14 protein-coding genes are annotated in these 12,398 nt (G+C 54.7%); 11 read left to right on the top strand and 3 right to left on the bottom strand.

Annotation, left to right across the window (positions count from 1 at the left end; translation table 11 throughout):
- Positions 1–10 precede the first annotated feature (10 nt).
- The 4 genes from ribA to LG204_RS07950 all read left to right on the top strand — a co-directional run bounded on the left by ribA (position 11) and on the right by LG204_RS07950 (position 4,325).
- Complete coding sequence (gene ribA, locus LG204_RS07965) at positions 11–613, top strand: GTP cyclohydrolase II (RefSeq protein WP_230336770.1); 603 nt, start codon at positions 11–13, stop codon at positions 611–613.
- 223 nt (positions 614–836) lie between these two features.
- Entirely contained in the window at positions 837–2,120 is a 1,284-nt protein-coding gene (locus LG204_RS14095) for an O-antigen ligase family protein (protein WP_230336769.1), read from the top strand.
- On the top strand, positions 2,113–3,228 hold the full coding sequence (locus LG204_RS07955; protein ID WP_230336768.1) for a glycosyltransferase family 9 protein: 1,116 nt from the start codon (positions 2,113–2,115) through the stop codon (positions 3,226–3,228). Before LG204_RS14095 ends, LG204_RS07955 begins: the two co-directional genes overlap by 8 nt.
- Positions 3,225–4,325: a glycosyltransferase gene (locus LG204_RS07950; RefSeq protein WP_230336767.1), complete on the top strand. Its 1,101-nt coding sequence runs from the start codon at positions 3,225–3,227 to the stop codon at positions 4,323–4,325. Before LG204_RS07955 ends, LG204_RS07950 begins: the two co-directional genes overlap by 4 nt.
- A 113-nt stretch (positions 4,326–4,438) precedes the next feature.
- Here the strand turns inward: LG204_RS07950 and LG204_RS07945 are convergent, their stop codons facing one another.
- The 3 genes from LG204_RS07945 to LG204_RS07935 are packed head-to-tail and all read right to left on the bottom strand — an operon-like array spanning position 4,439 to position 6,924.
- Positions 4,439–5,215 (bottom strand): ferredoxin--NADP reductase, encoded by a 777-nt coding sequence (locus LG204_RS07945; RefSeq protein ID WP_230336766.1) that lies wholly within the window; start codon positions 5,213–5,215, stop codon positions 4,439–4,441.
- 36 nt (positions 5,216–5,251) lie between these two features.
- Positions 5,252–6,178: an electron transfer flavoprotein subunit alpha/FixB family protein gene (locus LG204_RS07940; RefSeq protein ID WP_230336765.1), complete on the bottom strand. Its 927-nt coding sequence runs from the start codon at positions 6,176–6,178 to the stop codon at positions 5,252–5,254.
- Positions 6,175–6,924: an electron transfer flavoprotein subunit beta/FixA family protein gene (locus LG204_RS07935; protein ID WP_230336764.1), complete on the bottom strand. Its 750-nt coding sequence runs from the start codon at positions 6,922–6,924 to the stop codon at positions 6,175–6,177. The genes LG204_RS07940 and LG204_RS07935 overlap by 4 nt, the downstream gene beginning before the upstream one ends.
- A 95-nt stretch (positions 6,925–7,019) precedes the next feature.
- Between LG204_RS07935 and LG204_RS07930 the strand changes: the two genes are divergently transcribed.
- The 7 genes from LG204_RS07930 (at position 7,020) to LG204_RS07900 (ending at position 12,108) form a co-directional block, all read left to right on the top strand.
- Positions 7,020–7,946 (top strand): LysR family transcriptional regulator, encoded by a 927-nt coding sequence (locus LG204_RS07930; protein WP_230336763.1) that lies wholly within the window; start codon positions 7,020–7,022, stop codon positions 7,944–7,946.
- 27 nt (positions 7,947–7,973) lie between these two features.
- Positions 7,974–9,623 carry an electron transfer flavoprotein-ubiquinone oxidoreductase gene (locus tag LG204_RS07925; RefSeq protein ID WP_230336762.1) on the top strand — a complete coding sequence of 550 codons (1,650 nt, stop codon included), beginning with the start codon at positions 7,974–7,976 and terminating at the stop codon, positions 9,621–9,623.
- A 105-nt stretch (positions 9,624–9,728) separates the two neighbouring features.
- A complete protein-coding gene (locus LG204_RS07920; protein ID WP_230336761.1) occupies positions 9,729–10,070 on the top strand; it encodes a zinc ribbon domain-containing protein YjdM in 342 nt (113 codons plus the stop codon).
- A 42-nt stretch (positions 10,071–10,112) separates the two neighbouring features.
- Positions 10,113–10,763 carry a thiopurine S-methyltransferase gene (gene tmpT / locus LG204_RS07915; RefSeq protein WP_230336760.1) on the top strand — a complete coding sequence of 217 codons (651 nt, stop codon included), beginning with the start codon at positions 10,113–10,115 and terminating at the stop codon, positions 10,761–10,763.
- A 50-nt stretch (positions 10,764–10,813) separates the two neighbouring features.
- Positions 10,814–11,260, top strand: coding sequence for a hypothetical protein (locus LG204_RS07910; protein ID WP_230336759.1), 447 nt, complete (start codon positions 10,814–10,816; stop codon positions 11,258–11,260).
- Positions 11,261–11,333: 73 nt separating this feature from the next.
- A complete protein-coding gene (locus LG204_RS07905; protein WP_230336758.1) occupies positions 11,334–11,669 on the top strand; it encodes an antibiotic biosynthesis monooxygenase family protein in 336 nt (111 codons plus the stop codon).
- 4 nt (positions 11,670–11,673) lie between these two features.
- The gene (locus LG204_RS07900) at positions 11,674–12,108 is read left to right on the top strand and encodes a DUF2214 family protein (RefSeq protein ID WP_230336757.1); all 435 of its coding nucleotides are present in this window, start codon (positions 11,674–11,676) and stop codon (positions 12,106–12,108) included.
- The last annotated feature ends 290 nt before the right edge of the window (positions 12,109–12,398 follow it).

Genomic DNA, 12,398 nt, shown 5'->3' with positions numbered 1-12,398 from the left:
TTTTTTCATTATGCAAACCGTCAAGAAAATCGCCACCTCCCGCATGCCCACCTCGCATGGGGATTTCACCTTACATATCTATCGGTCAGACAATGATCCGCAAGGCCTGCAAGACCAGGTGGCCCTTGTCGCTGGCGAGCTGAAGCCAGGCCAGGAAGACGTGCTGGTGCGCCTCCACTCAGAATGCCTGACCGGGGATGTACTGGGCTCCAGACGTTGCGATTGCGGCGAACAACTCGCCAAATCGCAAGAAACCATTTCAAAAGCAGGCTGCGGCGTGATTCTCTACCTGCGCGGACACGAAGGTCGCGGCATAGGCTTGGCCCATAAAATCAAGGCTTATGCCCTGCAGGACCAAGGCCGCGATACGGTACAAGCCAATCTGGAACAAGGCCTGCCGATTGATGCCCGCAGCTACGATCTAGCCGCAGCCATGCTGCGTGACCTGGGTTTGCAACGCATTCAGCTCCTGACCAATAATCCCGAAAAAGTCACCCGGCTGCAGGCAGCGGGCATTTCTGTCAGCCATCGCGTACCGCTGCTGATTACTCCCAACCAGAATAACGCCGAATATCTGCAAACCAAGCGAACCAAGCTCGGGCACTACCTTTAGCCTACTGTGCTAGCCTGCTTCTAAAGTCGAGTTAAATAATATTCTCCGCTATTCTGGCGCTAGCCACAAACTGACGACCTACCGTTTTCTTTCTGCCATTGTCATGCGCTTGCATTACTGCAGTGATATAACAGGCGGTTAAGTCATTCCAGAACACATATACTTCAAATTAGATTATGTGTCACTTCGATGACGATTGCCCTCTTAACTATGCAATAAGTGCGTGAATAAAGCAGGTTCTACAATGCCCTCCCTTGATGTGCACACCGCACAAATTAATTATTTCTTCAGATTAACTGGCCTTATATTGGCCTCCCTCATTATTGTATGGTCACCCTTTAGTGGTGGGGCCCGCATGCCTGTATTGCTATTAAGCCTCCTGGGAGTAGGCTATGCCCTGATTGGATACCACGTAATATGGCAGCAGACTGAGGTACGCAGATGGACCGTAGTATTTTTGCTGCTATGGATGCCTATGTGCATATCGCTATTCACCAGTATCAGGCCGCAGGCAAGCGCGATTGCGGTTGCCTGGTTCTTGCTGTTATATTTCGCGGGCATTACCCTGACCCAGGTCTTGAAGCAGGCCCGCTACCGCAACCTGCTTGCACATGTTGTGGTGTGGACGGTCATCGTGTGGTTTGTGGATAGCATGGTGCAATATCTGACTGGTACCGATCTTATTGGTGTCGCGCGGCGTGCTGATGGTCGCATAACCGGTTTTTTTAAGGATTTGCATCAAGGCATTATCCTTCTTCCAATATTGCCATTGGCCTGTTACATGCTCATCCGCCAGCAAAAAAAATGGGCTGCGATGAGTCTTCTGCTGATGAGCGCCTGGATGATGACGATGTCAGGTTCGCGCGGATATCTGTACATTCTGGTACTTATACTGGCGTGCATGGTATTCCAACTTCGATTGGGACTAAAAAAATCACTTTTACTTCTAGCCGTGCCATTGATTGCCATCGCCATTGCTTATCCCATGAGCCACTCTTTGATCAGCATGAAAATGGCCCAGACTGAACAGCTGGTGAAGCCATCCACCACCACCTTTGACAAACTGAATGGTTTGCTCAGCTATCGATTGCATTTATGGGAAACCGGTATGCATATGTTTGCCGCCTATCCTGTTACAGGCATAGGCACAAGCAACTTCAAGGCGGCATATCCGGACTATGCGACGCGCGCGGATGACCCTTTCGTAAATGCCCCTACCCACACCCACAATATCTATGTGGAATTGCTGGCAGAAACCGGCATGATTGGCTTGGCCGGCCTTGTAACCATCATGCTGCTTTTTTATCGCTGGTATCGTGCGGCGGCGCCCACACTGCGGGCAGAGGCGTGGCCGTTTGCCCTGCCCTTGATGGCTATTTATTTCCCGCTGAATACTACCCAGCCCATGCTAGTACCTTGGTGGTTTCCGCTGCTGATGCTTATCGCCTGCGGCTTTATCGCCAGCTTGCAACCAGCATCAACCCGGCAAGAGCAGATTGATGTCTAGTCAACTGCCTGTACGTGAAATATTGGAATACACAGATCACGCCTGCCGAGTGCCGCCCTTTCAACAGAGCACTGTGATCGACTTACCGCGCATGCCCGATATACACCGAATACTCATTATCAAGTGGGGAGGGATGGGCGATGTGGTAGTGAGCACTGCGATCATGCAGGATATACGAGAAGCTTTTCCGGATGCCGAGCTTCATCTGAACGCAATGCCGCCATGGCATACCCTGTTTTCTGCTGATCCTCGTTTCAGCAAGGTGTGGCATGTGGACCTGCGCAAACGTGAACGTGGTCTGCGTGGCTATCTGCGTTGGTGCAGGCAGGTCATCCAGCATAGGTATGACCTCATTATTGACCTGCAGACCAATGACAAAAGCCGTCTGCTACTGGGAATGCTGAAGCTTCTCGGCAAAGCGCCGCGCTATTTGCTAGGCAACCATCCGGTATTTCCCTATACGATTCGGCAAGATAAAACCCTTGCCACCTCACACAGCCTGCATATCATGCATCAGACCTTAGCGGCGGGGGGTATTTCGGCCAAGGCCAACTGCCCTGTACTTTATGCTATGGCTGAACACGAACAAGCCGCGAAGCGGCTCATGGACCAACATGGGCTACTACAACGTCCATTTGCCGTTTTGCTGTGCGGTAGCCATGCCGCTGGAATATCCAAACGCTGGGGTGCTGCGCATTATGCCGAGCTCGCTCAGGCTCTGCATACACAGGGCATGCAGCATGTGGTATTGATTGGTGGAGCCGATGACGCCGAGGAATGCCGTACAGTCGCGGCAGCATGTCCTGAGCTCGCGATCAATCTCTGCGGTCAAACAGAATTGCTGGCCTTGCCCACCCTGTTTTCCCATGCCAGGCTGATTGTAGGCAACGATACAGGCACCGCACACCTTGCCGCCAGCACCATGACCCCCATGCTGGTGATCTGCGGCCCAACCGACCCGCGCAGGGTGAAACCGATAGGTCCGCAGGTGCGCGCCATTCAGGCTGCCTTGCCTTGTGTGAACTGTTATCAGAAAACCTGCTCGCACCACTCATGCATGCGGGGCTTATCCATCGGCAAGGTGTTGCCTTTTCTGAACCAGTTATGAATACAACAGAACACACACGCACCCTGCTTTGGTGGGGTAATTCCGATATCAACTACTCGCGCAACCGAATATGTCGACAAGCTATGCAGGCCATGGGCTATCGCATCGTTGATTTCCGCCCCTGGGCTCGCTGGGGCGTGCAATGGCAAGCGAGCATGCATCGCTTAGGCAAACCCGACTTGGTCTGGGTGCCTTGCTTCAGGCAGCGCGATATCAGTGCGGCGCGCGCATGGGCAACCCGGCATCAAGTACCACTCCTGGTAGATCCTTTGATCAGCGCTTGGGACAAGCAGGTCTTCGAGCGAGCAAAGTTCGCCCCGGATAGCGTCCAGGCCAGGCGGCTGAAAATCTGGGAATCCGGCTTACTGCAGTCTGCGGATATCGTGCTGGCAGATACGGATTTGCATGCGCGGCTGTTTGCCGATGAACTGGGCGTAGCGCCCGAGCGGCTATTTACGGTGCATGTAGGGGCGGAGGAGTCGCTATTCCAGCCACGGCCCAGAAACCGCACAACATCGACGATCGAAGTATTATTTTATGGCAGCTTTATTGGCCTGCATGGGGTGGAAACCATTATCCAGGCTGCCAGACTTGCTAAGGGGCAACCCAACATTATCTGGACTTTGCTAGGTGAGGGACCACAAAAACCGGGCTGCATGGAGCTTGCAAAAGGCCATGACAATATCCGGTTTGAATCTGCGATCCCCTATAACGAATTACCCCAGCGCATTGCAAATGCCGATATCCTGCTCGGGGTGTTTGGCGGCTCGGCCAAGGCTGGCAATGTGATTCCCAATAAGGTATTTCAGGCACTAGCCTGCGGAAAACCCGTCATCACTCGTATCAGCAACACCTACCCACAAAAAGAATCACCTGAGGCAAATGCTGGACTCGCGCTGATCGCGCCCGACAATCCCAATGCGCTACTAAATGCCGTAATGGCCTGGGCAGCAAACCCAGCAACATTTCCAGCCCGCGGAGAAGCCGCGCGCACTTACTATGACGCCAATTTCTCCCAGCAGCACATTCAAACGCAGCTGGAAACTGCCATTCAATCCTTGGCCTCACACCCAGCAATTCGGCACGCAACCCCGTGACCGACTCGATACAATCCTTGCAACAATAAATTAAAGTCCGAAGGTATTCACCGTCGGACTTTTAAAGGTCGTAGTCATACCCAAGCTGAGCCGCTTAAGGCATAAGCCAAGAATTACTTCTCGGCAAACGCACGTTCGATGACGTAATCACCCAGATCGCCAATGCGCTTGGACACTTTCAGGCCAGCAGCATCCAGAATGCGGCAGGTATCTTCCAGCATTTGCGGGCTGCCGCACAACATGGCGCGGTCGGTCTCGGGGTTGAGCGGTGGCAGGCCGATGTCAGCAAACATCTTGCCGTTTTCCATGAGGTCGGTGAGGCGGCCTTCGTTACGGAATGGCTCGCGGGTTACCGTGGGGTAGTAGATCAGCTGGTTCTTGACCTGTTCGCCGAAATATTCGTTTTCCGGCAATTCCTTGGTGATGAATTCTTCATAGGCCAGGTCGTTCACACGACGCACACCGTGGACCAGAATCACTTTTTCAAACTTTTCGTAGATTTCAGGATCCTGGATCAGGCAGATGAAAGGCGCGAGGCCAGTGCCGGTAGACAGCAAGTAAAGATTCTTGCCGGGCTTGAGGTCAGACAGCAGCAGCGTGCCGGTAGGCTTGCGGCCCACCAGGATATCATCGCCCACTTTCAGGTGTTGCAGGCGTGAGGTCAAAGGACCATTCGGTACCTTGATGCTGAAGAACTCGAGGTCTTCAGCGTAGTTGGCACTGGCAATACTGTAGGCACGCATCAGCGGTTTGCCTTCAACTTGCAGGCCGATCATGACGAACTGGCCGTTTTCAAAACGCAGGCCAGCGTCACGGGTGGTGGTGAACGAAAACAGACTGTCATTCCAATGCTTTACCGACAACACTTTTTCGGTATTAAACGCGCTCATAGTTCTTTATCTTTCAAATGGGAAATTGATTAACGATCAGCTAAGGGCAGCATTGAGTTCAGGCAAGGCCTTGAACAGGTCGGCCACGAGGCCGTAATCCGCATGCTTGAAGATCGGGGCATCGGGATCGTGATTGATGGCGACGATCACCTTGCTATCCTTGATACCGGCCAGATGCTGCATGGCGCCGGAAATACCGACCGCAATATACAGCTCAGGCGCAACCACAGTACCGGTTTGACCAACCTGCAGGTCGTTGGGGGCAAAGCCTGCATCCACGCAGGCGCGCGTCGCGCCAATCGCGGCATTCAGCTTGTGGGCCACGGGCTCCAGCAGGGCGTTGAACTGCTCGCCCAGGCTACGACCACCCGAAATCACCACGTTTGCTGTGGCCAGTTCAGGACGATCCGACAGGTTGCGCTGCTCGCTCACCCAGCGCACCTTGCCAAAGGCTGCGGGTGCCGCTGCACTTGTGACTTCAGCACTGGCGCCATCCGTAGCGGCCTCAAACGAAGTCGCGCGCACGCTTACCACTTGCACGGCATCGCTGCTTTGCACCGTTGCCAGGACATTGCCGGCGTAAATCGGGCGCACATAGGTAGCTGGCGCCTGAATCTCGACCACATCCGACACCATGCCGACATCCAGCAGGGCCGCTACGCGCGGCAGCACGCCCTTGCCCAGGGTGCTGTGCGCGGCCACGATCACTTTATAATCGCCTGCAAGCTGTTGCAGGGCAGCGGCCACATCTTCAGCCAGCAAATGGGCCAGATGCGGTGCTTCCACCCTGATCACCTTTGCCACACCGGCAATGGCGGCGGCCTGCGCGGCCACGGCCGATACATCAGCCCCCACTACCAGAAGGTGCAGCGGTTGTTGCCAGGCTGCAGCAGCGGTCACTGCCTGACGGGTGGATTGCTTAATATGCTGGCCATCGTGTTCGGCCAAAATCAGAACGCTCATGCCAATACCTTTTCAATACGCAGTTTTTCGACCAGCTCGGCCACACTGTTCACCATAACGCCGGGCTTACGTGGCGCAGGCTCGGCGACATTCAGCAGGCTGAGGTGCGAGGCAAAATCCACGCCCAACTCGGTACCTGCAATCACGTCTATCGGCTTTTTCTTGGCCATCATCATGTTGGGAAGCTTGATAAAGCGTGGCTCATTGAGGCGCAAATCCGCCGTCACAATGGCGGGCAGCTGCAAGGCGACGGTTTCAGTACCGCCATCCACCTCACGGTTGACTTCGATTTCGTTGCCATTCACCTTGATTTCAGAAGCGAACAAGCCTTGGCCCACGCCCAGCAGGGCGGCCAGCATTTGCCCGGCCTGACCTGCGTCGTCATCAATCGCCTGCTTACCCAGCAGAATCAGGTCGGGCTGCTCACGACCCGCCACCGCCTTCAGCAGCTTGGCCACGCCCAGTGGCTGCAGCTTGCCTTCCACCTGTACCAGCACGGCACGGTCTACGCCCATGGCCAGCGCGTGGCGTAAGGTATCCTTGCTGTTTTCAGCGCCGATGGACACGGCCACGATTTCCGTGGCGATGCCTTTTTCCTTAAGGCGCAGCGCTTCTTCCACTGCGATTTCATCGAAGGGATTGATGCCCATCTTGACGCCGCTGATCTCGACGTCGGAGCCATCCTGCTTGACGCGAGGCACGATGTTGTAATCCACCACGTGCTTCACTGCCACCATAATTTTCATGCACACACTCCTGGACTGTATTGCCGTGTATTTTAAACGACACTAAAATATCTATTAAATTGATTATATTAATAATCCATATCTACAAAACCTATATGCGCTATACCCTGAGACAACTGGAAGTATTTGTCGCCATCGCGCGCCTGGAGAATGTCTCCCGGGCGGCAGAGGCGCTATCGCTATCGCAATCGGCTGCCAGCACGGCCTTGGCCGAGCTGGAGCGCCAGTTTGATTGTCAGTTCTTTGATCGTCTTGGCAAATTGCTCAAGCTGAACGATCTGGGGCGCAGTCTTTTGCCGATGGCGGCCGCATTGCTGGATCAGGCTTCGGAAATCGAGCATGTTCTGCAAGGCAAGACCACACTGGGTCTGCTCAGAGTGGGCGCCACGTTGACAATCGGCAATTATATCGCAACTCTGCTCATCGGTTCCTTTATGAAACAACATGATGAGTGCCAAATTGAGCTGCACGTACAAAATACCAATGCAATTTTGCAGCAAGTGGCCAATTACGACCTCGACCTCGGCCTGATCGAAGGCAATTGCCAGCACCCTGACCTTGCCGTGGAGCCTTGGCTGGATGACGAACTGGTGGTGTTCTGCGCGCCCGATCACCCCTTGGCAAACAAGCCCGGCGTCAGCCTGGAAGACCTGCTGCAAGAGACCTGGATTTTGCGCGAGCTGGGCTCCGGCACCCGCGAAACTTTTGACCATGCGATGCGCCATCATCAATCTAGGCTTAAAATACGCCTGACGCTGGAACACACCGAAGCCATCAAACGCGCGGTGGAATCCGGCCTTGGCATAGGCTGCATCTCGCGTCTGGCGTTGCGCGATGCCTTCCGGCGCGGCAGCCTGGTGCCGATTGAGATGCCCGAGCTGGATCTGCGCCGCCAGTTCATGTTTGTCTGGCATCGCAAAAAGTACCTCACCGCCAGCATTCGCGCCTTCCTGGATTACTGCCGGGCGTTTACCGTGGATGCAGGGCGCAGTGACCAGATAGACTTGCCCATTATCAAATAGCATTTTGCTTTAACTGAAAGACCACCCATGCAACGCGATGTGATGAATTACGATGTACTGATTGTTGGCGCAGGCCCGGCCGGGCTCTCTGCCGCCATCCGTCTCAAGCAACTTGCACAGGCCGAAGAGCGCGAAATCAGTATCTGCATCCTGGAAAAAGGCAGCGAAGTGGGCGCCCATATTCTCTCGGGCGCGGTCATCGACCCCATTGCATTGAACGAACTCTTCCCGGACTGGAAAACTCTGGGTGCGCCTTTGCACACAGCAGTCACCGAAGATCACTTTCTGTTTCTGACAGAAAAAGGCGGCTTCACCATCCCGGAAAAACTGCTGCCACCGCTCATGAGCAACCATGGCAATTACATCATCAGCCTGGGCAACCTCACCCGCTGGCTGGGCGAGCAAGCCGAAGCGCTGGGCGTGGAAATCTACCCCGGCTTTACCGGTTACGATCTTCTGTATGACGAATCCGGCGCCCTCAAAGGTGTAGTCACCGGCGACATGGGCGTGGCACGCGATGGCACCGAAAAGCCCGGCTTCGCGCCCGGCATGGAGTTGCATGCCCATTACACCCTGATTGCCGAAGGCACGCGCGGCTCGCTCACCCGCAAGCTGGAGCAGCAATTCACGCTGCGCGATACCGCCGAGCCGCAAAAATATGGCATCGGCTTCAAGGAGCTGTGGCAGCTTGACTCCAGCCAGCACAAGGCGGGGATGGTGATGCATGCGCAAGGCTGGCCACTGGACAACGACACCGGAGGCGGCGCCTTTATCTACCACCTGGAAGACAATATCGCCGCCATCGGCTATGTGGTGCATCTCAATTACAGCAATCCTTATTTAAGCCCGTTTGAGGAATTTCAGCGCTTCAAAACGCACCCGAAAATCGCCCCCATGCTGGCAGGCGCCAAACGCATCAGCTATGGCGCACGTACCATCAACGAAGGTGGCCTGCAATCGCTGCCCACGCTGGTGTTCCCTGGTGGCGCGCTGATCGGCTGCGCGGCAGGCCTCGTCAACGTGCCCCGCATCAAGGGCAGCCACAATGCCATGAAATCCGGCATGCTGGCCGCCGAAGCGGTGTTTGAAGCCCTGGGCAGCGAGCGCTCGCACGACATTCTGAGCAGCTATCAGGAAAAACTGCGCGCTTCCTGGATCTGGCAAGACCTCGACGCCGTGCGCAATGTCAAACCTGCCCTCTCCCGCTTTGGCAGCCTGCTTGGCTCCGCCTATGGCGGCTTTGAAATGTGGCTCGCCCGCGCTGGCTTACGCACGCCATGGACACTGAAACACGGCAAGGCCGACAACGAATGCCTGCAAACCAAAGACCAGGCCACGCGCATCGCCTACCCAAAACCCGACGGCGTGCTGACCTTTGACCGCCTGTCGTCCATCTTCCTCTCCAACGTGCAGCACGATGAAGACCAGCCCGTTCACCTGACGCTGAAAGATGCCTCGGTACCGATCACGGTCAACCTCGCCAAGTACGATGCCCCCGAGCAACGCTACTGCCCGGCTGGCGTATATGAGATCGTGGAAGAAAACACCGACCCGCGCCTGCAGATTAATGCCGCCAATTGCATCCATTGCAAAGCCTGCGATATAAAAGACCCCACGCAGAACATTGTGTGGGTGACACCCGAAGGCGGCGGTGGGCCTAATTATGTGAATATGTAAACAATATCCGCATACGGGATGGCTGTTGTGTCAGGCCCTCCCTGGCAGAGCCATGGCTACGCCATAACATTACAAACATAAGATTAAAACGATAAGAGATCAAACATGAGTCAAATTCCTCCCTGTCCCCAATGCAGTTCCATCTACGGCTATGAAGACCGCAATATGCTGGTTTGCCCGGAATGCGGCCATGAGTGGACACCCGGTGATGCAGCCCCTGCGACGGCCGATGGGCTGGTTGTGCATGATGCCAATGGCAATTTGCTGGTGGATGGCGATACCGTCACCGTGATCAAGGACCTGAAAGTCAAAGGCTCCTCACTGGTGGTCAAGGTCGGCACCAAGGTTAAAAACATCCGCCTGGTCGATAGCGATCACAATATCGACTGCAAGATTGATGGCGTGGGTGCCATGAAACTGAAATCGGAATTTGTTAAAAAGGCCTGATTAAGCGGCCATCACACCCGCCACCACCACAAAAGGATGACCATGGAAGCCAGCTTTTGGCATCAGCGCTGGGAAAGAAACGAGATCGGCTTTCATGGAGCAAGCGCCAATGCCTTGCTGGTGAAGCATCTGCCCAGTCTGCGACTTCCCCAGCAATCGCGCGTCTTTATCCCGCTTTGTGGCAAAACGCTGGATATTCACTGGCTATTGGGCCAAGGGTTTCACGTGGCCGGGGCCGAGCTCAGTGAACTTGCGGTGACGCAATTATTCGCCGAGCTAGGCGTGGCCCCGGAAATTATTCAACTGGGCAAACTCAGGCACTATCGGGCCACGCACATCGATATTTTTGTCGGAGATATTTTTGACCTGACGGCAGACACGCTGGGCCAGGTGGATGCCATTTATGACCGGGCAGCCATGGTCGCTCTCCCCGCACAGCTCAGGGATAAATACACGGCGCATCTCACCGCCATCAGCCACACCGCGCCACAACTGCTCATCTGCTACCTATACGAGCAATCGCAGATGTCCGGCCCGCCGTTTTCAGTGGACGATGCCGAGGTAAAGCAACATTATCAGGCGCACTACATTCTTCACCTGCTGGAAAGCGCTGATGTCGCCGGTGGCTTCAAAGGCCACATCCCGGCAGAGGAACATGTGTGGCGATTGAGCCGCCTCACACCACAGGCGTAAACCACATGTTCAGGCTTAACAACCGACGTGTTAGCCTCAGGGGTACTCTCATGCGCCTCATTGCCTTGCTCAGTCTTTGCCTTTTCAGCCCCTTAATGCCAGCTGCTGGGTCCGCCTGGCAAGCGTTCGGCCAGACACCGGATGGCTGCCAGGTCTTCAGCAACACCATGGTGGAAAAAGTCACGCAGGATAAAGACCAGTACCTGCGCATGACATTTCGCACCGAGTGCAAAACACCGCAAATCGAGACCATAGAAGGCAAAAACTACCGCTACTACACCAGCGAAATGCGCGTGTTTTTAAGCTGTGGTGAAGAAGAATGGTGGCCGGAATGGCATCGCTATTTTGACCAGACCGGCAGGGAAGTATGGTCAGGCCCACATACCGTCAAAGGCATGCCGGTAACCGGCCCGCAACAGGCAGAAAACGCCATCATGGGTACGACCATCACGGAAAACAGCCCCATGAATGATCTGCTTGGCCGCTACTGCCAATAAATTCATACCTGCAGGCTGAATCATTTATTGCTATGCATTTCACTTTTAAATTCAAGCTTTCCCGGGGTTAGGCATGTATTCCGCAACATTCATTTTTGACAAGAAACAGTTTAACGAGGCATTTTATGCCCTGGATAACGCCATTGCCGAAGCCGCCAGGCAAACCAGTGGCTACCTAGGCGAAGAAAGCTGGGAAAACCCCAGCTCCGGTCTTATCGCCAACACTTATTACTGGAAGACGATGGACGGACTGCAAGCGCTGATGCAACACCCCAAGCATCTCGAAGCCAAAGCCGCCCAGGCCAATTGGCTCAACGGCTATCAAGTCATCATCTCCGAGGTGCTGCGCACATACGGTGATGGCAAGATAAACCACCCAACCTCCTCTTCATCTCCTAGCAAAGGCTAAGCTCATGAGTTACGTCATCGTCAAATACCTGCACTTCATCGGCATTCTGGTGCTCGCCTCCTCGCTGATGGTCGAGCATCTGCAACTCAAGGCAGACATGTCCGCCGCTGCGTTAAAGAAGGTCGCACTGATTGATCTGATTTACGGTATATCCGCCGGGGTGATTCTAGTGACAGGGCTACTGCTCGCCTTTGCTGTCGGCAAGCCATCGGCGTTTTACATGGCCAACCCGGTGTTTCATGCCAAGGTCACGCTGTTCGTGCTGATCGGCCTGCTGTCCATCCACCCCACCCTATTCCTGTTGCGTCATCGAAACAGCACCGCATCCAGTATCGTTGTGCCTAAAAGCATCATCATGGTCATCCGGCTGGAAATGCTGCTGCTGTTGATTATTCCTCTGCTGGCCGTGCTGATGGCGCGAGGTATTGGTTTAGCTTAGCGAAGGATTCAAGGCAGCAATGCAATTCAGGTCATTGGATCGCGCCAGAGTGTGGCGCGTCATCAAAGCCTATCTCGCATGGCATTCGCCGCTTTGGTGGATGCCCCTTTTGGCATGGGGCATTTATAGCCTGATTAACGTCAAGATGGATGAGATGGATGCAGACTGCCGGGCATATTGCATAGAGCTGGGATATGACGGTGGCACGGCAGACAAGAAACGATTTCGGCAAGAGCAAAAATGCAGATGCCTGACAGGCAATCAGCATACACGCCCACTACCTATGAGCC

It is taken from the genome of Methylovorus menthalis, assembly GCF_020523625.1.
Taxonomy (GTDB): domain Bacteria; phylum Pseudomonadota; class Gammaproteobacteria; order Burkholderiales; family Methylophilaceae; genus Methylovorus; species Methylovorus menthalis.
This window is presented reverse-complemented; position numbering and strand designations above follow the sequence as displayed.

Excerpts from the sequence above, each read along its gene's own strand:
- ribA (WP_230336770.1), top strand. The coding sequence starts at position 11 with ATGCAAACCGTCAAGAAAATCGCCACCTCCCGCATGCCCACCTCGCAT.
- LG204_RS07955 (WP_230336768.1), top strand. The coding sequence starts at position 2,113 with ATGTCTAGTCAACTGCCTGTACGTGAAATATTGGAATACACAGATCAC.
- LG204_RS07950 (WP_230336767.1), top strand. The coding sequence starts at position 3,225 with ATGAATACAACAGAACACACACGCACCCTGCTTTGGTGGGGTAATTCC.
- LG204_RS07945 (WP_230336766.1), bottom strand. The coding sequence starts at position 5,215 with ATGAGCGCGTTTAATACCGAAAAAGTGTTGTCGGTAAAGCATTGGAAT.
- LG204_RS07940 (WP_230336765.1), bottom strand. The coding sequence starts at position 6,178 with ATGAGCGTTCTGATTTTGGCCGAACACGATGGCCAGCATATTAAGCAA.
- LG204_RS07935 (WP_230336764.1), bottom strand. The coding sequence starts at position 6,924 with ATGAAAATTATGGTGGCAGTGAAGCACGTGGTGGATTACAACATCGTG.
- LG204_RS07930 (WP_230336763.1), top strand. The coding sequence starts at position 7,020 with ATGCGCTATACCCTGAGACAACTGGAAGTATTTGTCGCCATCGCGCGC.
- LG204_RS07925 (WP_230336762.1), top strand. The coding sequence starts at position 7,974 with ATGCAACGCGATGTGATGAATTACGATGTACTGATTGTTGGCGCAGGC.
- LG204_RS07920 (WP_230336761.1), top strand. The coding sequence starts at position 9,729 with ATGAGTCAAATTCCTCCCTGTCCCCAATGCAGTTCCATCTACGGCTAT.
- tmpT (WP_230336760.1), top strand. The coding sequence starts at position 10,113 with ATGGAAGCCAGCTTTTGGCATCAGCGCTGGGAAAGAAACGAGATCGGC.
- LG204_RS07910 (WP_230336759.1), top strand. The coding sequence starts at position 10,814 with ATGCGCCTCATTGCCTTGCTCAGTCTTTGCCTTTTCAGCCCCTTAATG.
- LG204_RS07905 (WP_230336758.1), top strand. The coding sequence starts at position 11,334 with ATGTATTCCGCAACATTCATTTTTGACAAGAAACAGTTTAACGAGGCA.
- LG204_RS07900 (WP_230336757.1), top strand. The coding sequence starts at position 11,674 with ATGAGTTACGTCATCGTCAAATACCTGCACTTCATCGGCATTCTGGTG.